This window comes from Pseudomonas sp. BP6 (genome assembly GCF_017875935.1).
Taxonomy (GTDB): Bacteria; Pseudomonadota; Gammaproteobacteria; order Pseudomonadales; family Pseudomonadaceae; genus Aquipseudomonas; species Aquipseudomonas putida_Y.
On record NZ_JAGINI010000001.1, the window covers coordinates 4,142,901 to 4,165,467 of the forward strand.

Annotated in this window: 16 protein-coding genes; 6 read left to right on the top strand and 10 right to left on the bottom strand. The window is 63.1% G+C overall.

Translation table 11 applies throughout. The features are described 5' to 3' along the window. Positions 1–2: 2 nt before the first annotated feature. The 4 genes from J3A98_RS18820 to J3A98_RS18835 are packed head-to-tail and all read right to left on the bottom strand — an operon-like array spanning position 3 to position 5,271. Entirely contained in the window at positions 3–1,451 is a 1,449-nt protein-coding gene (locus J3A98_RS18820; RefSeq protein ID WP_176683824.1) for an ATPase, T2SS/T4P/T4SS family, read from the bottom strand. Continuing rightward, complete coding sequence (gene gspD / locus J3A98_RS18825) at positions 1,451–3,187, bottom strand: type II secretion system secretin GspD (protein WP_209969909.1); 1,737 nt, start codon at positions 3,185–3,187, stop codon at positions 1,451–1,453. The genes J3A98_RS18820 and gspD overlap by 1 nt, the downstream gene beginning before the upstream one ends. Before the next feature lie 21 nt (positions 3,188–3,208). Next, a complete protein-coding gene (locus tag J3A98_RS18830; RefSeq protein ID WP_209967753.1) occupies positions 3,209–3,634 on the bottom strand; it encodes a pilus assembly protein PilZ in 426 nt (141 codons plus the stop codon). Beyond that, positions 3,631–5,271, bottom strand: coding sequence for a lipoprotein UxpA (locus tag J3A98_RS18835; RefSeq protein WP_209969912.1), 1,641 nt, complete (start codon positions 5,269–5,271; stop codon positions 3,631–3,633). The genes J3A98_RS18830 and J3A98_RS18835 overlap by 4 nt, the downstream gene beginning before the upstream one ends. Before the next feature lie 223 nt (positions 5,272–5,494). Here J3A98_RS18835 and J3A98_RS18840 point away from each other — a divergent pair, with 223 nt between their 5' ends. Next, positions 5,495–7,570: a PhoX family phosphatase gene (locus tag J3A98_RS18840; RefSeq protein WP_176683680.1), complete on the top strand. Its 2,076-nt coding sequence runs from the start codon at positions 5,495–5,497 to the stop codon at positions 7,568–7,570. Between the two features lie 130 nt (positions 7,571–7,700). Here the strand turns inward: J3A98_RS18840 and gspK are convergent, their stop codons facing one another. Continuing rightward, positions 7,701–8,666 (bottom strand): type II secretion system minor pseudopilin GspK, encoded by a 966-nt coding sequence (gene gspK, locus J3A98_RS18845; RefSeq protein WP_209967755.1) that lies wholly within the window; start codon positions 8,664–8,666, stop codon positions 7,701–7,703. Between the two features lie 145 nt (positions 8,667–8,811). Here gspK and tatA point away from each other — a divergent pair, with 145 nt between their 5' ends. Genes tatA through tatC form a run of 3 tightly spaced genes read left to right on the top strand, consistent with a single transcriptional unit; the run spans position 8,812 to position 10,093 of the window. Beyond that, positions 8,812–9,045, top strand: a complete 234-nt coding sequence (tatA, locus tag J3A98_RS18850; protein WP_176683682.1) for a twin-arginine translocase TatA/TatE family subunit — start codon at positions 8,812–8,814, stop codon at positions 9,043–9,045. Next, on the top strand, positions 9,045–9,335 hold the full coding sequence (tatB, locus tag J3A98_RS18855) for a Sec-independent protein translocase protein TatB (protein WP_209967758.1): 291 nt from the start codon (positions 9,045–9,047) through the stop codon (positions 9,333–9,335). The genes tatA and tatB overlap by 1 nt, the downstream gene beginning before the upstream one ends. After that, positions 9,332–10,093, top strand: a complete 762-nt coding sequence (tatC, locus tag J3A98_RS18860) for a twin-arginine translocase subunit TatC (RefSeq protein WP_176683684.1) — start codon at positions 9,332–9,334, stop codon at positions 10,091–10,093. The genes tatB and tatC overlap by 4 nt, the downstream gene beginning before the upstream one ends. A 103-nt stretch (positions 10,094–10,196) precedes the next feature. Here tatC and J3A98_RS18865 read toward each other — a convergent pair whose 3' ends face one another. Then, a complete protein-coding gene (locus J3A98_RS18865) occupies positions 10,197–10,508 on the bottom strand; it encodes an NGG1p interacting factor NIF3 (protein WP_209967760.1) in 312 nt (103 codons plus the stop codon). Positions 10,509–10,511: 3 nt separating this feature from the next. Then, positions 10,512–14,411, bottom strand: a complete 3,900-nt coding sequence (purL, locus tag J3A98_RS18870) for a phosphoribosylformylglycinamidine synthase (protein ID WP_209967762.1) — start codon at positions 14,409–14,411, stop codon at positions 10,512–10,514. 829 nt (positions 14,412–15,240) lie between these two features. On the opposite strand from purL, the gene mltF reads away from it, so the two are divergent. After that, on the top strand, positions 15,241–16,698 hold the full coding sequence (gene mltF / locus J3A98_RS18875) for a membrane-bound lytic murein transglycosylase MltF (protein WP_209967765.1): 1,458 nt from the start codon (positions 15,241–15,243) through the stop codon (positions 16,696–16,698). A gap of 87 nt (positions 16,699–16,785) precedes the next feature. Here the strand turns inward: mltF and tadA are convergent, their stop codons facing one another. Both tadA and J3A98_RS18885 read right to left on the bottom strand, forming a co-directional pair. Then, a complete protein-coding gene (tadA, locus tag J3A98_RS18880; protein ID WP_012051365.1) occupies positions 16,786–17,265 on the bottom strand; it encodes a tRNA adenosine(34) deaminase TadA in 480 nt (159 codons plus the stop codon). Then, entirely contained in the window at positions 17,265–18,644 is a 1,380-nt protein-coding gene (locus tag J3A98_RS18885) for a multicopper oxidase family protein (RefSeq protein ID WP_209967767.1), read from the bottom strand. The genes tadA and J3A98_RS18885 overlap by 1 nt, the downstream gene beginning before the upstream one ends. A 299-nt stretch (positions 18,645–18,943) precedes the next feature. Here J3A98_RS18885 and J3A98_RS18890 point away from each other — a divergent pair, with 299 nt between their 5' ends. After that, complete coding sequence (locus J3A98_RS18890; protein ID WP_176683689.1) at positions 18,944–20,824, top strand: sulfatase-like hydrolase/transferase; 1,881 nt, start codon at positions 18,944–18,946, stop codon at positions 20,822–20,824. 93 nt (positions 20,825–20,917) lie between these two features. Here the strand turns inward: J3A98_RS18890 and guaA are convergent, their stop codons facing one another. Continuing rightward, the gene (gene guaA / locus J3A98_RS18895) at positions 20,918–22,495 is read right to left on the bottom strand and encodes a glutamine-hydrolyzing GMP synthase (RefSeq protein WP_021781918.1); all 1,578 of its coding nucleotides are present in this window, start codon (positions 22,493–22,495) and stop codon (positions 20,918–20,920) included. Between the last annotated feature and the right edge of the window lie 72 nt (positions 22,496–22,567).

Genomic DNA, 22,567 nt, shown 5'->3' on the forward strand with positions numbered 1-22,567 from the left:
TCTTAGCCCTGTACCACGCGCAGCACTTCGGCCAGGCTGGTCTCACCGCGAGCCAGGCAATCGCTGGCCATCGCCACCAGGCTTTGGCGCCGTTCAGCCAGGTAATCCTGCATGGCCAGCTCACTGGCGCCGTCGTACAACAGGCCGATGAGCCCAGCGTCCAGTTCGATAAATTCGTACAGCCCCAGTCGCCCGATATAACCGCTGCCCTGGCACTGCTCGCAACCCACCGCGTGATAAGTGCTGCCCAGCGCCGCCAGCTCGGGCCACAGCTCGCGCTCGGCAGCCTGCAGCGGGTGCGCCACGGCACAGTTGCACAAACGCCGCACCAGGCGCTGGGCCAGGACGCCGCGCAGGCAAGAGGCGATCAGGAAGGGCTCGATGCCCATGTCGCGCAGGCGGGTCACTGCGCCTACCGCGCTGTTGGTGTGCAAGGTCGACAGCACCAGGTGGCCGGTGAGGCTGGCCTGCACGGCGATCTGTGCAGTCTCCTGATCGCGGATTTCGCCGAGCATGATCACGTCAGGGTCCTGACGCAGGATGGCGCGCAAGCCACTGGCAAACGTCAGCCCCGCACGCGGGTTGATCGCGGTTTGGCCAATGCCGGCGATGGCGTACTCCACCGGGTCCTCGACGGTGAGGATGTTGCGGCTGCCATCGTTGAGGCTGTTCAGGCTGGCGTACAGGGTCGTGGTCTTGCCCGAACCGGTCGGCCCGGTGGACAGCACAATGCCATTGGGACGCGCCAGGCAACCGCGCAGGCCCTGCAGTACCGCTGCCGGCATGCCCAGGTTATCCAGCGCCAGCAGGCTGGCCTGCTTGTCGAGCACGCGCATCACCACCCGCTCGCCATGGATGCCGGGCAAGGTCGAGACCCGCACGTCCACTTCGCGCCCTGCTGCACGCAAGGTGATGCGGCCGTCCTGGGGCTGACGCTTTTCAGCGATGTCCAGGCGGGCCATGACCTTGATCCGTGATACCAGCATGGCCGACAACGCACGTGGAGGACGCAGCACCTCACGCAGGTGGCCATCGACCCGCAAACGCACCACCAGGCTCTGCTCGAAGGTCTCGATATGGATGTCCGAGGCGCGCAGCCGCAGCGCCTGGCCGAACAGGCCGTTGATCAGGCGGATCACCGGGGCTTCGTCGTCGCTTTCAAGCAGGTCTTCGATGCGCGGCATCTCGCTCATCAGGCTATCCAGGTCGACCTGGTCGCCGATGCCTTCGATCAGCGCTTCGGTGGCGGCATCGCCGGCCTGGTACAGCTGGCCAAGGCGCTCGTCGAACAGCGCAGGTTCCAGGTATTCGAGCAGGCTTGGCTGGCCATGCACACGCAGCAACTCCTGCAACTGGGCATTGTCGGCGTCGGGCCGCAGCCATAGCTGCCAGCCCTGCTCCGCCGGGGCCATGGCCACTCCGCTCTGCCGTGCCTGGCGATAGGGCAGCATCACCAGTCACCGCCTTCCAGGCGTGCGCGGCTGGCGGGGAAGACCTGCAACAGCCGCGTGCCCTCTGCAAGGTCCGGCAACTGCAGCGGTGTGGTCTGCTGCAGGGTGCGGTACTTGGCTTCACTGAGGCCCGCCAGGCTCGGCCCGTCGCGCAGGATACGCGGGCGGATGAACACCATCAGGTTCTGCTTGGTGTTGCGGGTGGCATCGGAGCGGAACAACCGGCCAAGGTAAGGAATGTCGCCGAGCAGTGGCACACGCTGGTTGCTGGTACTCAATTCGTCGCTGATCAGGCCGCCAAGTATCACCAGGCCGTTGTCCTCGACCATGACCTTGGTCTTGATCTCGCGCTTGTTGGTGATCACGTCGCTGGCCGAGCTGGTGTCGGCAATCGACGACACCTCCTGGACGATGTCCAGGCGCACGCTGTTGTCGATATTGATCTGCGGCTTGATGCGCAGCTTCACCCCGACTTCCTTGCGCTCGATGGTCTGGTACGGGTTGGCGTTGTTCTGGGTCACGGAGCCGGTGACGAAGGGCACTTCCTGGCCGACCAGGATCGACGCTTCGGCGTTGTCCAGGGTCAGCAAGGTGGGCGTGGACAGCAGGTTGAAGCCGCTCTTGCCCTTCAGCGCGTTGACCAGCATGGCGAAGTTGAAGCCACCACCGAAATGGCCGATGCCCGCCGTGGCACCGGTGGTGGTGGACAACAAATCGCCCAGAGCCTCGTTGTCGCCACTGGCGGCGGCGCCGGCAATGCTGGCGATATTCACCCCGTTACTGCCGAAGTTGACGATACCGGCACCGAACTTCTCGTCGGCAAACAGCCACTGCACGCCCAACTCCTGGGCGCTGCTGTCGGACACCTCGGCGATGATCGCTTCGACCACCACCTGGGCACGGCGAATGTCCAGTTGCTCGACAATGGCCCGGTACGCCGCCAGCTCGCTGTCGGGGCCAACCATGACCACGGCATTGGTACCTTCTTCGTATTCCAGGCGGATGCCCGGGCCACCGGAAGCTGCCATCACCGGCCGATCCTTGCTCTCTGCTTCACCCGCGCCTTCAGCCGGCACCGCACCTTCCTGGCTGAGCCCTCGCAGCACCTTGACCACTTCACCGGCATTGGCATGACGCAGGTAGATCACCTGGGTGCTGCCGCTGCCCGGTGCCTCTTGAGGGCGGTCGAGCTGGCGCAGCAGGCTGGCGATGCGTTCGAGGTTGCTGCGCCAGTCAGTCACCACCAACTGGTGCGCCGCCGGGTACGGTGTAATAACTCCAACCCGTGGGTCGATCAGCGGTTTGAGGATACCCAGTACCTGTTCGCTGGCGGCGTTGCGCACGCTGAATACGCGGGTGGCCACGCTGTCGCTGCCCTCGCCCTGCTGCCCGCCCGCCTCGACTGGCACCGGCTCCAGGCGCGCGGCCTGGTCGGGCACGATCTTCACGCTGCCATTGGGCAGGTCGACGGTGGCATAGCCCTGGGCGCGCAGTTGGGCCAGGAAGATGTCGTAGATGGCGTCGGCGTCGTGCAGGTCGACAGTGCGCACGGTGACCTTGCCCTTGACCCGGGGGTCGACGATGAAGGTGGTGCCGGTGATGCGCGACACGCTGTCGATGAACTCGCCGAGTTCGGTATCGACGAAATTTACCTCGTACATCGGCGTACCGTTGTCATCGAACACCGGCTCTTGGGCATAGGCGATGGACAAGGCCAGGCTCAGCGCAGCCGCCATGCAGTATCTAACAGGCATCGTTCATCCTTGCCGCTTGAAGCCGGTCACGGCGGAGCGTGGCGGCCAGGGCAGGCGCTCACGCCGCCCCTGGTTGTTGAAAATCAGGCCATCGCTGTCGATGTCCTGCAGCACGATCCCTGGCGCCAGGCGCTGACCGCGGGCCAGGGTGCGCACTTGCTCGCCGTAGCGCAGCACCACCACACTGGCGGCCAATGGCTGGGCCTTGAGGCCGCCGAGGTATTGCAGCGGCAGACGGGTGATGGCGATGGCACCATCGTCGGGTGGCACCTGCCAGTGACCGACCATCAGCCCGGGCAGCGGGCTGTCGGCCACCGCAGGTGCCGTGGCCGGGTGTGGCTGCCGGCTCAGCTGCAGCACACACTGCGCAGACAGCCAGCCGGCCAAGGTCAGGCCAGCACCGGTGAGCAGACGCGAGGTGAGCATCACGAGGCCAATTGCCGTGGGTGCCAGCCTGGGTGCCCCTGCACGTAACGCACTTCGGGCAGTTGCAGCGGCGCCAGTTGCCAATCGTCAGGCTGGCGGGCGAGCCAGGCCTCGACCCGCTGCCAAAGTGGCTCACCGGCCTGGCTTTCGAATTGCAAGCCAAAGGTTCGGCACAGACCCTGCACTGGCTCCAACCCCGTGATGCGCTTGCCTTGCGGGCTATAGCTGACGCTCCAGGCCTGGCCCTGCCAGCGCGGCAGGTCCTGGCTGTTGTCCAGCAGCAGCGGGTCACCGAACAATTGCTCCGCGGCGTTTTCCAGCACTTGCTCGACCTGCCGGGCCGGTGCTTCGACCACTGGCGCCGGGTAGCCACCAGTAAGGCTTATCAGGTGTTCGCGGGTAATGGGCGCCCCCGCTGCCAGCGGGTAGTCATAACGCAGGCCCGGCAGCAACACGGGTACGCTGTTAGCGTCGGCCAAGGCTTGATGCAACAGGCGGTCCCAACTGCCGCCACGGGTATCGCGGCGCCACAAGGCCTGGGGCGCGCGGGCCAGCGGTTGGTCGAGCCAGGCCGCGTGGCCGGCCCGTTGCTGGCGCAGTTGCGCCTGCAATTGCGCGACACGCAGCTGCGCGGCAGGCGCCAGTTGCTGTTCAAAGGCCGGGAAAAAACGCCCGTCGAACAGCCACTGCCCGGCCACACGCTGGCAGCGCAGGCGGAAGGCACCGCTGCCCCGGCAGCCGGCAAACAGCACCGGCACGCGCCGACCGCTGGCCTGGGTGACCTCGACCGGCGCGGGCCACAGGTCCTGACCACGGGCACCCAACAGCACGTCGATTTGCGGCACCCGTTCAGCCAGCCACAGGCCGGGGCCCGTGCCTGCATCGGCCATGGCCACCACCAGGTCAGCCTCGCGCCGGGCTTGCTCGAATACCGGCAGCAGTGACTGGTACCACTGTTTAAGAGAGGCTTTCTGGTCCTGTGCGTAGGGGTCGGTCACGCCAACCACTGCAATACGGGCACCGCCGCGCTCGAAAATGTGCAGGGCTTGCACGCCCAGTGCCTGGCGTTGTGCGTCAGCCAGCCCGGCGCCGAGGGTAATGGCGCTGGCCTGGCGATACAGGCCCGTGCTGCGTTGTGGCCACAGTACACGCTCGTCGCTGCTGACCCGCGCTTCGATGCCCAACAGCTGGCTGCCTTGCACACCACTTTCGCCCTGGGTCAGGTAGGCCAGGCCACTGCCATTCCAGCCCTGGCCGTTTTCCAGGGTCAGGCTGTTGCCCGCACCGGCCTCGCCACGCAGTTGCTCCAGCAACGCCGCGAGCACCGCATAACCGCCCAGCTGGGCTGTCGTTGCATGGCGGGCATCGAGCAGCGGCGCCAGTTGCGGGTAGGCGATACTGGCGCTGCTGCCGGTCATCCAGGGCGCACGGCCCAAGTGGCTGACCGGCCCCAACCGGGTAGCCGGTACCACCGGCTGGCCAGGCTGGCGGGCATCGAGGGTATCGGCGACGTACAGCAAGTCGAGCTGGGCGTTGCCACCCTGCTGCCCTGGGAAGGCTGTGCAGGCGCCGAGCAACGGTGCCAAGGCACCGATACCCATCCAGCCGATCACTTCGCGCCTGTGCACACTGCTCGCCATCGCATCGCCATCCTTATCCACGTCCATTCAGGGCCCCGGATGTTGCGGCGTTGGCATTACAGTTTGATGGCAGAAATCCGACAGCAATTCCAATTCGATCTTTAGAAGAGCAATCCAAGAACCGGAAGTTTTAAAAGCTCGTTAACATTTCTGCCAAGGAATCATCACACTTGCGCCTTACAGTCGCGGTTTCTTCCAACTCAGCCAACATAAGGACAACCTGATGAGTCGAGATACCGGCGACAACCTGGACCGGAACCAAAGCGGCAACCTGCCGATGGCCAACGTCATGGACGCCTACCTGAGCCGCCGCAGCGTGATGCGCGGCAGCCTGGGCGCCGCCATCGCCATGATCGCCGGTACCGGCCTGACAGGCTGCTTCGACGGTGGTGGTTCCGATCATGATGATCCGGTCACCGAGCCACCGGTGACCGAACCGCCAGTCACCGAGCCGGAAGTGCCGAAACTGGCGCTGGGCTTCCAGTCCATCCCAGGCTCGCGCACCGACGCCTGTGTGGTCGCCGCCGGCTATAGCGCCTATGTGCTGGCGCCTTGGGGTACGCCGCTGAACAGCAATGGCAACCCGTGGAAGTCCGACGGCAGCAACACCTCGACCGACCAGGCCAACGCCATGGGCATGCACCACGACGGCATGCACTTCTTCCCCATCAACGGCAGCTCGGAAGACGGCCTGCTGGCGATCAATTTCGAGTACATCGACACTGCCGCCCTGCACCCGGCCGGCCCCACGACCGATGTCAACGGCAAGCGCCCGGTTGAAGAAGTGCGCAAGGAGATCAACGCACACGGTGCTGGCGTAGTACGCCTGCAGAAAATCAACGGCCGCTGGCAGGTGGTCGACAACGACCCGCTGAACCGACGCTTCACCACTGCTTCACGCATGGAAATCACCGGCCCGCTGCGTGGCACCGACCACGTCAAGACCAAATACTCCACTGCTGGCACCCACTGCCGTGGCACCAACAACAACTGCGGCAACGGCTATACCCCGTGGGGCACCTACCTGACCTGCGAAGAGAACTGGCCGGGCATCTTCGTCAACAAGGGCACCCGCCCCGAGGACCAGCGCCGCATTGGCGTGGGCACCTCCAGCGGCCAATACAAGTGGGAAAGCGCTGCCGGTGACGCCAGCGAAGTGGACGACGAATTCGCCCGTTTCGACGTTACCGTCAAAGGCGCCAGCGCCACCGACGACTACCGCAATGAAGCCAGCACCTACGGCTACATTGTCGAGATCGACCCGTACAACAGCAGCACCCTGGCCACCAAGCGCACCGCGCTGGGCCGCTTCCGCCACGAGGGCTGCGCCCCCGGCCTGCCCGTCGCCGGCAAGCCGCTGGTGTGGTACATGGGTGACGACTCGAACAACGAGTACCTGTACAAGTGGGTGTCCACCGCCGTGTGGGACCCCGCCGACGCCACCCCGGCCGACCGCCTGGCCACCGGCGCCAAGTACCTCGACCAAGGCAAACTCTACGTGGCCCGCTTCAATGCCGACGGCACCGGCGTATGGCTGCTGCTGGACGTGGGCACCGCCACCACAGGTGGCAGCACCCTGGGCGCGCTGTATGGTGACCTGCCGGGCATCATCCTCAACACCCGTGGTGCTGGCGATGCCGTGGGTGCAACGCCGATGGACCGCCCTGAATGGACGACAGTCAACCCGCTGAACGGCGATGTTTACCTGACCCTGACCAACAACAGTGCACGCACCCCGGACAAGGTCGATGCAGCGAACCCGCGCGGCCCGAACCGCCACGGCCACATCATTCGCTGGCACGACAGCGACGACCAGCTGAGCTTTAACTGGGACATCTTCGTGTTCGGCGCCAACGCTGCCGGCACTGCCGACATCAACCGCTCCGGCCTGACCGAACTGAACCAGTTCGCCAGCCCCGACGGCATGAGCTTCGATAGCCGCGGCGTGCTGTGGTTCGAGACCGACAACGGCGAAAGCACCTTGACCGACTACACCAACGACCAGTTGCTGGCAGTGATCCCTACCGACCTGGTGGATGCCAGCGGCAAGCAGGTGCCGGTGAATGCACAGAACCAGGTGGACTTGCGGCGCTTCTTTGTCGGGCCAAATGGTTGCGAAGTGACGGGGATTACCTTTACCCCGGACAACAAGACGCTGTTCGTCAACATTCAACACCCGGGGAACTGGCCGTATACCGACAAGGCGACCGATGCGACGCCGGCTGGGGCTACCGTACGGCCGCGGGCTTCGACGGTGGTGATCCAGCGTATTGATGGCGGGGAGATCGGCACCGTTTGATCCAGTGCCGGTCAGCCAACCTTTTGCTGGCTGTACCGGCCTCTTCGCAGGCAAGCCCGCTCCTACAGGGATCCCACGGGTTTCAAAACCGGCGTAGGGGCGGGCTTGGCCGCGAAGGCGCCCGTAAACGTTACCAGGCTATCGGCTCCCGGCTACGCACCCGCACTTGCTGCGCTGGCACCCGGGCATGCCATTGCACCACCCCCAGCGCCTCCACCTGGAATTCGCTGCGCATCACCCGCCCCTCTTCCTCGAACGACAGCTGCAACAGAAAATGCCCGCTGTTGAGCAGCAACCCTTCGCTCAACCGCTCGAACGTTTCGTCATCCACCGCCCCCAGCGCCTGGCGCAGCGCCGCGGCATCCACGTACCCCGAAGCCGGCCGACCGCTGATGATGCGGCTGAGCAGCGAGCGCGAATAGCGTCCTTCGTAGAGCGCTTCCAGCAACGGAAGGTGCTCCAACCCCAGTGCATTGGCGTTCAGGCGCCAACCGGTGACCTGAGGCAAGGCGCACAGCATCGGGTAAAGCGCTTGGCGGTTGGCATCTGGCTCCAGCAACAGGTTCAGCTCGCTGGTGTCGAGCATCGGCTGGTTGGCCGCCAGCCGTGGCGGTTGCTGGCGCAGGTACTGGGCGCTCTCGGCGCCCTGCAGGCGGGCATCACTGTCGGCATCGAGCCAGTCGGCCAGGGCATCGACCAGGCGCTCGGCCGCCATATCATTGCCCAGCAAGTAACGCAGCTGGCGCTCGGCGCGTTCGCCGTCGGCGCCGAGCAATGCGTTTACATTGAAGCAGGTGTGCTGGTCGCGTACCTGCAACTGAGCCTGACCAGCGCCAAAATCGTATTTCAGCGGCTGCCCACGCAAGGCTTGCCAGAACAGCGGGCTGAGCCGCCAGGCGGGGTCACGCAGGGCTTGCCCGGCATAGGCCAGGCCGGCCTGCTCCATGCCCCGCACCTGCACCCGCTGGTGTAGCAGGCGCACTTCGTCGACCTGACGTCGGCCATCCTCCACCAGCCAGGCCATGCCCGCCGCCAGCATTGCCAGCACCACCATCACCATCAGCAGGGCCGCACCCCGCTGTTGCCTTCCACCCATCCGTGCGTGCCTCGCTCGCGGAATAAAAACGCCAGTCAACACGCGGGGTGTTTCAGCTAGATGGCAATGCCCGTTCGTCATGTGTACGTCATCTAGGCAAGGCAGGATTGCCCTTCCTTTTCATGACCTTACAGGAGTGGTCGCTATGGGTGGCATTGGAATCTGGCAACTGGTGATCGTACTGCTGATCGTGTTCTTGCTGTTTGGTACCAAACGCCTGAAGGGTCTGGGTAGCGATGTGGGCGAGGCGATCCAAGGTTTTCGCAAGTCCATGGGCGGTGACAATGACGCCAACGCCGCAGGCCAGGCGCAAGTGCAGCAACAGTGCCCGCTGAACGGCCAGGCTGCTCAGCAACCTCAAGCGGACCGCCAGGCCTGATGTTCGAGGTAGGCTTCAGCGAGTTGCTGCTGATCGGCGTCGTCGCGCTGTTGGTGCTGGGCCCCGAGCGCCTACCGGTGGCAGCCCGAACCCTCGGGCGCGGCCTGGGGCAGGCGCGCCGGGCCATGCACGCCTTGCACACGCAGGTGGAGCGCGAAATCGAGATGCCCAACCTCGACAAGGCACCTTTGCAGCGCCTGGAACAGGAGATCCGCCAGGGCATCAGCCTGAACGCGACGCCGGCCAATGATGCGGCCACGGCCGCGCTGCCCAAGGAAAATGCTTCATGAGTATTGCCATGGACCCTGCGGCGAGCATGCCGCTGACCGAACACCTGCGCGACCTGCGCAAACGCCTGGTGCGTTGCCTGGCGCTGGTGGCATTGGTGTTTGCCGGCCTGTTCCCCTTCGCCCAGACGCTGTACACGCTCATATCCGAGCCGCTAAGGCGCTTTTTGCCGGAAGGCGCGAGCATGATCGCCACCAGTGTCACCTCGCCCTTTCTGACACCGTTCAAGCTGACCGCGATGTGCGCACTGTTCCTGGCCATGCCGCTGCTGCTGCATCAGGCCTGGGGCTTTCTGGCGCCGGGGCTGTACCGCCGTGAACGGCGCATTGCCCTGCCGCTGCTGGTATCGAGCATCGTGCTGTTCTATGCCGGCATGGCATTCGCGTTCTTTCTGGTGTTCCCGATGATGTTCGGCTTCTTTGCCAGCGTGACGCCGGACGGCGTGGCGATGATGACCGATATCAGCCAGTACCTGGACTTTATCCTGGCGCTGTTTCTGGCGTTCGGGCTGGCGTTCGAGATCCCGGTGGCGACGTTCATCGTGGTCTGGGCGGGGTTGGCCGATGTGGCCACATTGCGGCGCAGCAGGCCCTACGTGGTCGTCGGGTGCTTTGCGGTGGGGATGATTCTGACACCGCCGGATGTATTTTCGCAGACGATGCTGGCAGTGCCGATGTGGGTGCTGTTCGAGGTGGGGTTGCTGGCTTGTGGAATGTTGAAGCGGCCGGAGCCAGGCAAGGAGATTGTGGCTGGATTGTAGGGCCCTTTCGCGGGCACGCCCGCTCCCACAGGGATACCACGGGTTCTGAAGATTGTGATATCCCTGTGGGAGCGGGCGTGCCCGCGAATAGCCGTGATGCGTTCTAGAACTCGGCGAGCCGCCAGACTTCATAGGCTGGCGTCTCGTACGGGTGGCTCTGCTTGAGCGCAGCGACAACCTGGGCCACCAGCTCGTCAGCCACCACCAGCTCCACCTTCCATTCCTCAACCACCTCGACCTGGCCCGCTTGCCCGAGGAACGGCTGGCTACCGTCCAGCGGGCGGAACTGGCCCTGGCCAAGGGTTTGCCAGGCGCAGTGGTCATAGTCAACGATGCGCCCACCGCCAGCGGCGAACACAGCGGCCTTGACCACTTCGACATGGCTGCCGGGGACGAAGAAGGCGAGCTTGTACACGCCTTAGTTCACCCACACCCGCGCGTTGCGGAACATACGCATCAGCGCGGCATCTTCCTGCCACTCGTCCGGGCGCCAGGAGTTCTGCACAGCGCGGAACACACGCTCCGGGTGCGGCATCATGATGGTCACGCGGCCGTCGCGGCTGGTCAGGCCGGTGATACCACGCGGCGAGCCGTTCGGGTTGGCCGGGTAGGCTTCGGTGACCTTGCCGTGGTTGTCGACGTAGCGCAGGGCCACGCAACCGGACACATCGGCTTCCAGCAATGCTTCTTCGCTGGCGAACTCGGCATGGCCTTCACCGTGGGCGATGGCGATCGGCATGCGCGAACCGGCCATGCCCTGCAGGAAGATCGAGTTGGACTTCTGCACCTCGACCATGGCCACGCGGGCTTCGAACTGCTCCGAGCGGTTGCGCACGAAGTGCGGCCAGTACTCGGTGCCCGGGATCAGCTCGTGCAGGTTGGACATCATCTGGCAACCGTTGCACACGCCCAGGGCGAAGCTGTCGGTACGCTCGAAGAAGGCCTGGAAGGCGTCACGGGCACGGGCGTTGAACAGCGCCGACTTGGCCCAGCCTTCACCTGCGCCCAGCACGTCACCGTACGAGAAGCCGCCACAGGCGACCAGGCCCTTGAAGGCTTCGAAGTCGACACGGCCAGCGAGGATATCGCTCATGTGCACGTCGATGGCGGCGAAGCCGGCGCGGTCGAAGGCAGCAGCCATCTCGACCTGGCCGTTGACGCCCTGCTCACGCAGGATGGCCACTTGCGGGCGCACGCCTTTCTTGATGTATGGCGCGGCGATGTCGTCGTTGACGTCGAAGCCCAGCTTGACCGACAGGCCCGGGTTGTCTTCCTCGAGCAGCAGGTCGAATTCCTGGTCAGCGCAGTCGGCGTTGTCGCGCAGGCGCTGGATCTGGTAGCTGGTTTCAGCCCACTGACGCTGCAGCATGCGACGGTCGTCGTCGAACAGCACTTCGCCATTCAGGCTGATGGTCACTTCAGCGTTGTTGACCGGCTTGCCGATCACCGCGACGCATTCTTCACCCAGGCCAGCAGCGCTGAACTGTGCCAGCACGTCCGGGGTAGCATCCTGGCGAACCTGGATCACCGCACCCAGCTCTTCGTTGAAGAGGATGGCCGGTACTTCGCCCTTGCTGTCGGTCAGCGGGTCGAGTTGCAGGTCGAGACCGCAGTGGCCGGCGAAGGCCATTTCCAGCACGGTGGTGACCAGGCCGCCATCGGAACGGTCGTGGTAGGCCAGCAGGTGGCCGTCGTCGTTCAGGCCCTGGATCACGGCGAAGAAGGCCTTGAGGTCTTCGGCGTCGTCGACGTCCGGAGCCTGGGCAGCGATCTTGCCGTAGGTCTGAGCCAGGATCGAGGCACCCATGCGGTTCTTGCCGCGACCCAGGTCGATCAGGATCAGGTCGGTTTCGCCCTTGTCCATGCGCAGTTGCGGGGTCAGGGTCTTGCGGATGTCGGTGACCGGGGCGAAGCCGGTGATGATCAGCGACATCGGCGAGGTGACGCTCTTCTCGACGTCCCCATCGCTCCACTTGGTCTTCATCGACATCGAGTCTTTGCCGACCGGAATGGTGATACCCAGCTCCGGGCACAGCTCCATGCCGACAGCCTTCACGGTGTCGTACAGGCGTGCGTCTTCACCTGGGTGACCAGCTGCGGACATCCAGTTGGCCGACAGCTTGATGTCGGACAGCTTTTCGATGCGCGAAGCCGCCAGGTTGGTCAGGGTCTCGCCGATGGCCATGCGACCGGACGCCGGAGCATCCAGCAGCGCCAGCGGCGTACGCTCGCCCATGGCCATGGCTTCACCGGTGTAGACGTCGAAGCTGGTGGCGGTAACGGCGCAGTCCGCCACCGGAACCTGCCACGGGCCGACCATCTGGTCGCGGGCAACCAGGCCGGTGATGGTGCGGTCGCCAATGGTGATCAGGAAGCTCTTGCTGGCCACGGCCGGGTGGTTCAGCACGCGCTGGACGGCGCTGTCCAGGTCCAGCTCGCTCGGGTCGAAGTCATCGCCCAGCTCGGCTTCGCGGGTAACCGAACGGTGCATGCGCGGCGGCTTGCCCAGCAGCACGTCCAGCGGCATGTCCACCGGGGTGTTGCCGAAGTGGCTGTCGCTTACGGTCAGGTGCGGTTCTTCAGTCGCTTCACCAACCACGGCAAACGGGCAACGCTCGCGCTCGCAGATGGCCTTGAAGCGCTCGAAGTCGACTGCGCTGACGGCCAGCACATAACGCTCTTGCGACTCGTTGCTCCAGATTTCGTGCGGGGCCATGCCCGGCTCGTCATTGGGCACGTTGCGCAGTTCGAAGCGACCACCGCGGCCACCGTCGTTGACCAGTTCAGGGAAGGCGTTGGAAATACCGCCAGCGCCCACGTCGTGGATGAAGGCGATCGGGTTGTCGTCGCCCAGCTGCCAGCAACGGTCGATGACCTCCTGGCAACGGCGCTCCATTTCCGGGTTTTCGCGCTGTACCGAAGCGAAGTCCAGGTCAGCCGAGCTGGCACCGGTAGCCACCGACGAAGCAGCGCCGCCGCCCAGGCCGATCAGCATGGCCGGGCCGCCAAGCACGATCAGCTTGGCGCCGACGGTGATTTCGCCCTTCTGCACGTGGTCTTCACGGATGTTGCCCATACCACCGGCGAGCATGATCGGCTTGTGGTAGCCGCGCACTTCTTCGCCGTGGGGGGTGTCGATGGCTTGCTCGAAGGTACGGAAGTAGCCGGTCAGGGCCGGGCGACCGAATTCGTTGTTGAACGCAGCGCCACCCAGAGGGCCTTCGATCATGATGTCGAGGGCGTCGACGATACGCTCGGGCTTGCCATAGGCCTTTTCCCAAGGCTGTTCGAAGCCCGGGATGCGCAGGTTGGACACGGTGAAGCCCGTCAGGCCGGCCTTGGGCTTGGCGCCACGGCCGGTAGCACCTTCGTCGCGGATTTCGCCACCGGAGCCGGTGGAGGCGCCGGAGAACGGGGCGATGGCGGTCGGGTGGTTGTGCGTCTCGACCTTCATCAGGATGTGCACCGGCTCCTGCACCGCGCCGTACTGGCGGGTTTCAGGGTTCGGGAAGAAGCGGCCGGCAACGTTGCCGACGATCACCGAGGCGTTATCCTTGTATGCCGACAGAACACCTTCGTTGTGCATCTGGTAGGTGTTCTTGATCATGCCGAACAGGCTCTTTTCCTGAGCCTGGCCGTCGATATCCCAACTGGCGTTGAAGATCTTGTGGCGGCAGTGCTCGGAGTTGGCCTGGGCGAACATCATCAGTTCGATGTCGTTCGGGTTGCGCTTGAGGCCCTGGAAGGCATTGACCAGGTAGTCGATCTCGTCTTCGGCCAGGGCCAGGCCCAGGTCGATGTTGGCCTTGGCCAAGGCGTCGCGACCGCCGGAAAGGATGTCCACCGAGGTCATCGGCTTGGGCTGGGCGTGGCTGAACAGGTCTGCGGCCTGCTCCAGCTGGCCGAGCACACGCTGGGTCATGCGGTCGTGCAATTCGGCGGCGATCAGTTCGGCATCAGCGTCGCTCAGGGTGCCGGCCACGTAGTAGGCGATGCCGCGCTCCAGGCGCTGGATCGACTGCAGGCCGCAGTTGTGAGCGATGTCGCTGGCCTTGCTGGCCCATGGCGAAATGGTGCCCAGGCGCGGTACCACCAGGAACAGACGACCCGTCGGCTCCTGTACCGGCACGCTCGGGCCGTACTTGAGCAGACGGCCCAGCACCTGCTGCTGGTCGGCGGTCAACTCGCCGTCGACATCGGCGAAGTGGGCAAATTCGGCATACAAACCAGTAACAGCGGGGACTTTCTGGCTCAGTTGCTCGAGTAATTTACCGTGGCGAAAGGCAGAAAGGGCAGGAGCGCCGCGCAGGATCAACATCGTCGGGACAGCCTCAGGAAGGGGTGTGCTTAGAGGCCGTGCATTCTAGCCTAATTCGATGGCTTTCGGCACCTGCTCTAAGCCACGCCTGCCGGGCGGCGGAACCGGACTTCGGGGTCAGTTTTCAGAGGTGTCCGGGTTGAGACGAGATCGAGCGCCGCCGGGTGTCCGGCTCAAGACATTCAGCGCCTGGGAGATCGAGCGCCGCAGGTGTCCGGCTCGACACATTCAGCGCCTGGGAGATCGAGCGCCGCAGTGTCCGGCTCGACACATTCTGCGCCTATGAGATCGAGCGCCGCCCGCGCGGCGCTTCGCGGGTAAACCCGCTCCTACGTTTGTTTCGGGCCAATTATGCCTGTGGGATTCGCGCGCGAACGCCTTGGTGCCTATCTCGATGCCTGTGGGATTCGCGCGCGAACGCCTTGGTGCCTATCTCGATATCGCGTCGTACCAACAAGGCGGTCGCGCGCGCCTGGCACAGGAGGGACTGGCCCGAAACAAACGTAGGAGCGGGTTTACCCGCGAAGCGCCGCGCGGGCGGCGCTCGATCTCATAGGCGCTGAATATTTTAAGGCGGACACCTGCGGCGCTCGATCTCCCAGGCGCTGAATATTTTAAGGCGGACACCTGCGGCGCTCGATCTCACAGGCGCTGAATGTGCCGAGCCGGGCACCTGGTCGTCGCTCGATCTCACAGCCGCTGAACATCTCAAACCGGGCACCTGGTAGCCTTGATGCAATCCCCCTCCCCAAACCACACAACCCGCTACCAGACAAGCTAACAGTTGTCGAGATATGGTTGGGCCAGTCCTTTGCGTATACTGCAACCTATGTTCGCCCACACTGCTTTGCGCCAGCGTTGCGCCAAATGGCTTCTCGCAACCGGACTCTTTCTGCTGTTAGGTGCCTGCGTTGAAAAACCCAGCACCCTCGAGCGCGTGAAGGAGGATGGCGTGCTGCGCGTGATCACGCGCAACAGCCCGGCAACCTACTTCCAGGACCGTAACGGCGAAACCGGCTTCGAGTACGAACTGGTCCAGCATTTCGCCGAGGATCTTGGCGTAAAGCTGCAGATCGAGACCGCCGACAACCTGGACGAGCTGTACGACGCCCTCGGCAAGCCCTCCGGCCCGGTACTGGCTGCAGCCGGCCTGGTCAGCAGTGAGCGGCGCAAGACCCAGGTGAAATACTCCCATCCCTATCTGGAGGTGACCCCGCAGGTCATCTACCGCAACGGCCGCCCGCGCCCCACCAGCGCCAAGGGTTTGGTCGGCAAGAAGATCATGGTGCTCAAGGGCAGCAGCCATGCTGACCAGTTGGCCGAGCTGAAAAAGCAGTACCCGGCCTTGCAATATGAGGAATCCGACGCCGTCGAAGTGGTCGACCTGCTGCGCATGGTGGACGAAGGCCAGATCGACTTGACCCTGGTGGACTCCAACGAACTGGCGATGAACCAGGTGTATTTCCCCAACGTGCGGGTCGCCTTCGATTTGGGCGACACCCGCGACCAGCGCTGGGCAGTGGCAGCAGGCGAAGACAACAGCCTGCTCAACGAAATCAACGAATTTCTCGACAAGGCGCAGAAGAACGGCACCCTTCAGCGCTTGAAGGACCGCTACTACGGCCATGTCGACGTACTCGGCTACGTTGGCGCCTACACCTTCGCCCAGCACCTGCAACAGCGCTTGCCCAAGTACGAGAAGCACTTCAAGAACTACGCCAAGGTCGAGCAGGTCGACTGGCGCCTGCTGGCAGCCATCGGCTACCAGGAATCGATGTGGCAGCCGGAAGTCACCTCCAAGACCGGCGTACGCGGCCTGATGATGCTGACCCAGCGCACCGCCCGGGCCATGGGCGTGTCCAACCGCCTGGACCCTAGGCAGAGCATCCAGGGCGGCGCCAAGTACTTCATGAAGATCAAGGAAGAGCTTGACGACAGCATCAAGGAGCCGGACCGCACCTGGTTTGCCCTTGCCGCCTACAATGTCGGTGGCGGCCACCTGGAAGACGCCCGCATCCTGGCCAGGCGCGAAAAGCTAAACCCGAACAAGTGGCTGGACGTGAAGAAGATGCTGCCGCGGCTGGCTCAGAAGCAGTGGTACCGGCAGACCAAGTACGGCTATGCCCGTGGTGGCGAGCCGGTGCATTTCGTGGCCAACATCCGCCGTTACTACGACATCCTCACCTGGGTGACCCAGCCGCAGCTCGAAGGCCAGGTAGCCGAGGGCAACCTGCATGTGCCCGGGGTCAACAAGGACAAGCCAGCGGATAAGTCGTCGCCGATGTAAGCCAGTAGGTCTCTTCGCGGGTAAACCCGCGCCTACAAGAATTGCGCAGAGCCTGAGCGGGCTTGCCCGCGAAGCGGCCGGTGCAGCTCAAGCCTTGGCCCGGCGGGCCTTGAAGAAGTCGCTGAGGATCTGCCCGCACTCTTGCGCCAGCACCCCGCCCTCCACCATCACCCGGTGATTGAGAAAGCCTTGGCCAAAGAACTGCCCTTGGCTCTGCACGATCCCCGCCTTGGGTTCCAGCGCGCCAAACACCACGCGCATCACCCGCGAATGCACGATCAGCCCCGCACACATGCTGCACGGCTCCAGGGTCACATACAGAGTGCTGCCGGGTAGCCGGTAGTTGCTGGCCGACCTGGCTGCCGCCCTGATCGCCACCATCTCGGCATGCGCGCTGGGGTCACTGTCGATGATCGGTCGGTTGAACCCCTGGCCGATCACCTGCCCATGCTGCACCAGCACAGCCCCCACCGGCACCTCGCCCAGCGCCGCGCCTTCGGCGGCCAAGGCCAGCGCCAGACGCATGAATTCCTGATCGCGGCTGCGATCGATGATCTGCGGGCGCATCAGACCACCGCGATCGCGGCCATCAGGCCGGTTTCCATATGGTCGATGACGTGGCAGTGAAACATCCACGTCCCAGGGTTATCCGCCACCAGCGCTACCTGGGCGCGCTCGTTCTTGCCCAGCAAGTAGGTGTCGGTGAACCACGGTTCCTTGATGTCGTGACGGTTGGAGGCGATCACCTTGAAGCTCATGCCATGCAAGTGGATCGGGTGCTGGTACTGGGTCATGTTCTTAAGCTCGAAGATGTAGCTCTTGCCCTTCTGCAACGTGGCGATGGGCCGGTCGGCACAGGTCTTGTCGGTAATATCCCAGGCCTGGCCGTTGATCTGCCACAAGCTAGGCGGTTTGCCCGCATCAGTGGTGACAGAGACACTGGCCGCCCACTCGAAATTGAAGTTCAGCTTTTCGGCATTCTCCAGGTCGGGCTCGGCGATCGGGTTGGGCGGCAACGCTGGCGGCCAGTCACTCGGCGCGTCGTTGCTGGCCACCGAACGCAGGGTGCCCAGGCGCACGAAACCGTCGCGCAGGGAGATCTCCTCACCCGCCTCGGGAATGCGGATGGCCAGACAGATACGCATGCCCGGGCCTAACCAGTACTCATCCAGCGCACGCGGAGTCACCGGGTTGCCGTCGAGGGCATAGATTCTCGCCTCGCAATTGCCTTTGAGGTTGAGGCGGTAGGTCCAGGTGTTGTCCAGGTTCAGCAGGCGCACCCGCACCACCTGGCCGGCCGGTAGCTCGGTGATCGAGTCGGCCTGGCCGTTGATGGTGATCAACCGCCCGGCAGTGCCGTTGCGCGCGGCCTCGCGCGGGATGCTGAAAGGCAGCCATGCGCCCTGCTCGTCCACATGCCAGTTCTTCAGGCTCAGCGTGCGCTCATGCTGGAACCCAGTGGGCTCACGCTCCTCGACGATCAGCGGCCCGACCAGACCGCGGCCTAGCTCCTCGGAGCTGCTGACATGGGGGTGATACCAATAGCTGCCGGCGTCCGGCACGCGGAACTTGTAATCGAAGTATTCACCTGGTTTGACCGGCAATTGCGAAACGTATGGCACACCATCCATCTCCAGCGGCAGGCGGATGCCGTGCCAGTGGATGGTGGTTTCAACCGGCAGGTGATTGATGAAACGCACCCGCAACCAGGTGCCTTGGCGGACTCGCAGTTCCGTCCCTGGTGCTGAAGGGCCAAAGGCCCAGGCCTCGGTCTTGAACCCCGGCACCAGCTCCACTTCCAGTGGGGCGGCGATCAGCTCGTAGTCGTGCCCGGCATTCTCGTCCTCGACCTTGCCCAGCCAGTAGCGCACCGCGCCTCCGGCGCCCAGGCCTACCACAACCAAGCCAGTAAGGCCTTTGAGCATTTGTCGACGGGTAAAGGACATCGGTGCGGGTACCTCGTTTCTGCGCAATCAGTCTGCCAGCAGGGGCTGGCGATGAAGGGCGAATACGATACACCTGCATTTGCGAAAGATTAAGTGAAGTCTTGTCGCACGACCGGTTATTGGCCGCGATCGCCAGTGGCAACCCGCTCCCCCTCGGTACCAAACCAACGCCCTGGGGCTGACTTGCCGGATTCAGGGCGGGCTGCTTAAGTCTAAAAACGGGGTGCGCAGGTGCTGGCCTTCTGCCCGCCTATCGCTTCAGACAAGACGCCTGCTCTTTGAATGCGAAGGTAGACAGCATGTGGCACAAAAACTCATTACTGCATATCTCGCTCCTGCTCGCTGCAGGCCTGCTGCTGGCACCGAAGATCATCCTGATCGAGTTTTTCTCCCATCGATGGGTGGAGACGGGTATTTTCGATATTGCCCTGTACTTGCTTCAAGACGTGCTGCTTGTGGTCGCCCTCTATGTGATTGCCGCCAACACCATTACCAGAAACAAATTCAACTTCTATCTGTTGAGCATCGCCTCAGGCGCCTTGCTGCTGTTCCTGCTGGTGGACATGCGTGTTCGGGAGCTATGGCTGAAGCCACTGGACTGGCAACTGATAAGCTACAGCCTGCAAAACGCAAGCAACCTGACCTCCGGGGCCGAGGTGTTTCTCAAGCAAGCGGCCGGTTTCGGGCACACATTCAGGTTCATTGTCTTTGTGCTTTTTCTGGCTTACCTGGCGACCTGGTCTTTCGCTGGGCTGGCAACCTGCATCGCTTATAAAGAACAGCGCACCCGCACAGTAAAGAAAAGACAACACCTCTGGGCATCACTGCTGGTGATCGGCGCCCTGCTCTTCGGCTCCATCCATGCCAAAGATGCGCGCTATCACCTGAACGAAAACATTGTCATCAGCCCGCTGGTCACGACACTCAGAAACACCACTTCCTTGACCGCAGCTCCGCATAGACCGCCCCTGCCATTCGAACAACCCGCCTACCCGCTGACCAACGTCAACGAAATCCGAAAACTTCAATCTCACCCCACGCCAGACTTCAAGAACCTGGTCTTCATCGTTCTGGAGTCGGTGCGCTGGAACAGCGTTTTTGCTCCCGGCATCAAAACCGCCGAGCGGTACCCCACCTTCGATAAGCTCGCTCGGGAGGGCATGCTCTTCAAAGCGTACGTCTCAGTGCCTCACTCGTCCAAAGGCTACCACGCGATCCTGACGGGGCTGCATGCCTACCCAGACATTGAAATCAAAGAGGCCATGTACCTGCTACAACCCAGCGTCATCCATGAGCTGAAGAACAGGAAAAACATGGAAGCCGTCGCCTTCAGCTCGCTGTACCTGCAGTTCGAAAACATGGAGGGCTTCCTGAAATCCATCGGTGTGTCGAATGCTTACGCAGTTTCGGAGCTCATTCCCGCCGAGAGTCGCTCACGAAATGCCAGTAGCTTCGGTGAAAGTGATGAACAGCTGTTTTCGTCCAGCATCTCTTACCTGGAAAACATCAAAAAGAATGGCAAAGGTTTCATCGCGCTCTACTTCCCAAGCGCAGCCCACTACCCCTACCAATGCAGCCAAGGCCCCCCATTACGGAGCGAGCTGGAAAAGTATGAAGACTGCATAGCCAAAACAGACAGCGTGCTGGGTGAAATGCTGACATCCTTCGACAAGCAAGGCCTTCTGGACTCGACATTATTCGTGCTCGTGGGTGACCACGGTGAGTCATTTGGTGAGCACGGTCTGTTCATTCACAACGCGTCCATGCACGAAGAGGAAGTGAGCGTACCCCTGATTTTCTGGAGTAACGGAAAGTCACTGCCCAAACCCGCCTCAACCACCAGTCACCAGATCGATATTGCACCCACGGTTGCCGATTTTTTTGATGTGACCGAATCCCCCCTCTCTGTACAAGGCATCAGCTTGTTGAGGGAACAGGGGAAACGCACATTCTTCATGTCCACGTTCTTTGACCAACTGGCGTCAGCCTTGGTGGAGCACCCGTACAAATACATATACGAATTCAGTTCGGACACCCTGACTAAATACAATCTTGAGGATGACCCGCAGGAAAAGCACCCGCAACGCGTGGAGGGTGATGAGTTCATCGCAGTGAGGAGCAGGCTGCTTTCCTATAACGCCTACCAGAAAGCGCTATTTGCCAGAAAGCCAGAAGAATAAGCAATCTGAACGAACAAGAACCAGAAAGCCCGCAATCATGCGGGCTTTCTGGTGTATCCGTCCTGCGGGTGCCAGCCTGAGCTGGCTACCCGATCACTCCCACTCGATAGTGGCAGGCGGCTTGCTCGACACGTCGTAGGTAACGCGCGAGATACCGTCGATTTCGTTGATGATACGACCGCTGACGGTTTCCAGCAGCTCGTACGGCAGGTGTGCCCAACGCGCGGTCATGAAGTCCACTGTCTCGACGGCACGCAGGGCCACGACCCAGGCGTAGCGACGGCCGTCGCCGACGACGCCGACCGACTTGACCGGCTGGAACACCACGAACGCCTGGCTGGTCTTGTGGTACCAGTCGGCCTTGCGCAGTTCTTCGATGAAGATGTGGTCGGCGCGACGCAGGATGTCGGCGTATTCCTTCTTCACTTCACCGAGGATACGCACACCCAGGCCAGGGCCCGGGAACGGGTGGCGGTAGACCATGTCGTACGGCAGGCCCAGCTCCAGGCCGATCTTGCGCACTTCGTCCTTGAACAGTTCACGCAGCGGCTCGACCAGCTTGAGGTTCATCTCCTCCGGCAGGCCGCCGACGTTGTGGTGCGACTTGATCACGTGGGCCTTGCCGCTCTTGGCGCCAGCCGACTCGATCACGTCCGGGTAGATGGTGCCCTGGGCGAGGAACTGGATGTTTTCCAGCTTGCTGGCTTCGGCATCGAACACGTCGATGAAGGTGCGGCCGATGATCTTGCGCTTCTTCTCCGGGTCGGCTTCGCCGGCCAGGTTGTCGAGGAACTGCTTTTCAGCGTCGGCGCGGATCACCTTGACGCCCATGTTCTCTTTGAACATGGCCATCACCTGGTCGCCTTCGTGCAGGCGCAGCAGGCCGTTGTCGACGAATACGCAGGTCAGCTGGTCGCCGATGGCACGGTGCAGCAGCGCGGCAACCACCGAGCTGTCGACGCCGCCGGACAGGCCCAGCAGAACGTTGGCCGAACCGACTTGCGCACGCACCTGGGCGATGGCGTCTTCAACGATGTTGGACGCCGTCCACAGGGCTTCACAGCCGCAGATGTCCTGCACGAAACGGGACAGGATGCGACCACCCTGCTTGGTGTGGGTCACTTCCGGGTGGAACTGCACGCCGTAGTAGCCGCGGGCGTCGTCGTACATCCCGGCGATCGGGCAGCTTGGGGTGCTGGCCAGAATGCTGAAGTTGGAAGGCATCTGGGTGACCTTGTCACCGTGGCTCATCCACACGTCCAGGCCCAGCACGCCATCGTCGTCAACGTGGTCTTCGATGCCATCGAGCAGGCGGCTCTTGCCGACAACGTCCACGCGGGCATAACCGAACTCACGCAGGTCGGAACCTTCTACCTTGCCGCCCATCTGCTCGGCCATGGTCTGCATGCCGTAGCAGATACCCAGCACAGGCACATTCAGGTCAAACACGGCCTGCGGAGCGCGCGGGCTGTTGGCTTCGTGAACCGACTCGGGGCCGCCGGCGAGGATGATGCCGCGCGGGTTGAATTCGCGGATCGCTTCATCGTCCATGTCGAACGGGTGCAGTTCGCAGTACACGCCGATTTCGCGCACGCGGCGGGCGATCAGCTGGGTGTACTGGGAACCGAAATCGAGGATCAGGATGCGGTGAGCGTGAATGTCGAGGGCCATGACTCAATCTCGTCAGTGGAAATCGGAAACGACGCGGGGCTGTCATGACAGCCCCGCTTTATGTAGTAGCTG

Coding starts and splice junctions, on each gene's coding strand:
- J3A98_RS18820 (WP_176683824.1), bottom strand. CDS start 1,451: ATGCTGCCCTATCGCCAGGCACGGCAGAGCGGAGTGGCCATGGCCCCG.
- gspD (WP_209969909.1), bottom strand. CDS start 3,187: ATGGCGGCTGCGCTGAGCCTGGCCTTGTCCATCGCCTATGCCCAAGAG.
- J3A98_RS18835 (WP_209969912.1), bottom strand. CDS start 5,271: ATGGCGAGCAGTGTGCACAGGCGCGAAGTGATCGGCTGGATGGGTATC.
- J3A98_RS18840 (WP_176683680.1), top strand. CDS start 5,495: ATGAGTCGAGATACCGGCGACAACCTGGACCGGAACCAAAGCGGCAAC.
- gspK (WP_209967755.1), bottom strand. CDS start 8,666: ATGGGTGGAAGGCAACAGCGGGGTGCGGCCCTGCTGATGGTGATGGTG.
- tatA (WP_176683682.1), top strand. CDS start 8,812: ATGGGTGGCATTGGAATCTGGCAACTGGTGATCGTACTGCTGATCGTG.
- tatB (WP_209967758.1), top strand. CDS start 9,045: ATGTTCGAGGTAGGCTTCAGCGAGTTGCTGCTGATCGGCGTCGTCGCG.
- tatC (WP_176683684.1), top strand. CDS start 9,332: ATGAGTATTGCCATGGACCCTGCGGCGAGCATGCCGCTGACCGAACAC.
- purL (WP_209967762.1), bottom strand. CDS start 14,411: ATGTTGATCCTGCGCGGCGCTCCTGCCCTTTCTGCCTTTCGCCACGGT.
- mltF (WP_209967765.1), top strand. CDS start 15,241: ATGTTCGCCCACACTGCTTTGCGCCAGCGTTGCGCCAAATGGCTTCTC.
- tadA (WP_012051365.1), bottom strand. CDS start 17,265: ATGCGCCCGCAGATCATCGATCGCAGCCGCGATCAGGAATTCATGCGT.
- J3A98_RS18885 (WP_209967767.1), bottom strand. CDS start 18,644: ATGTCCTTTACCCGTCGACAAATGCTCAAAGGCCTTACTGGCTTGGTT.
- J3A98_RS18890 (WP_176683689.1), top strand. CDS start 18,944: ATGTGGCACAAAAACTCATTACTGCATATCTCGCTCCTGCTCGCTGCA.
- guaA (WP_021781918.1), bottom strand. CDS start 22,495: ATGGCCCTCGACATTCACGCTCACCGCATCCTGATCCTCGATTTCGGT.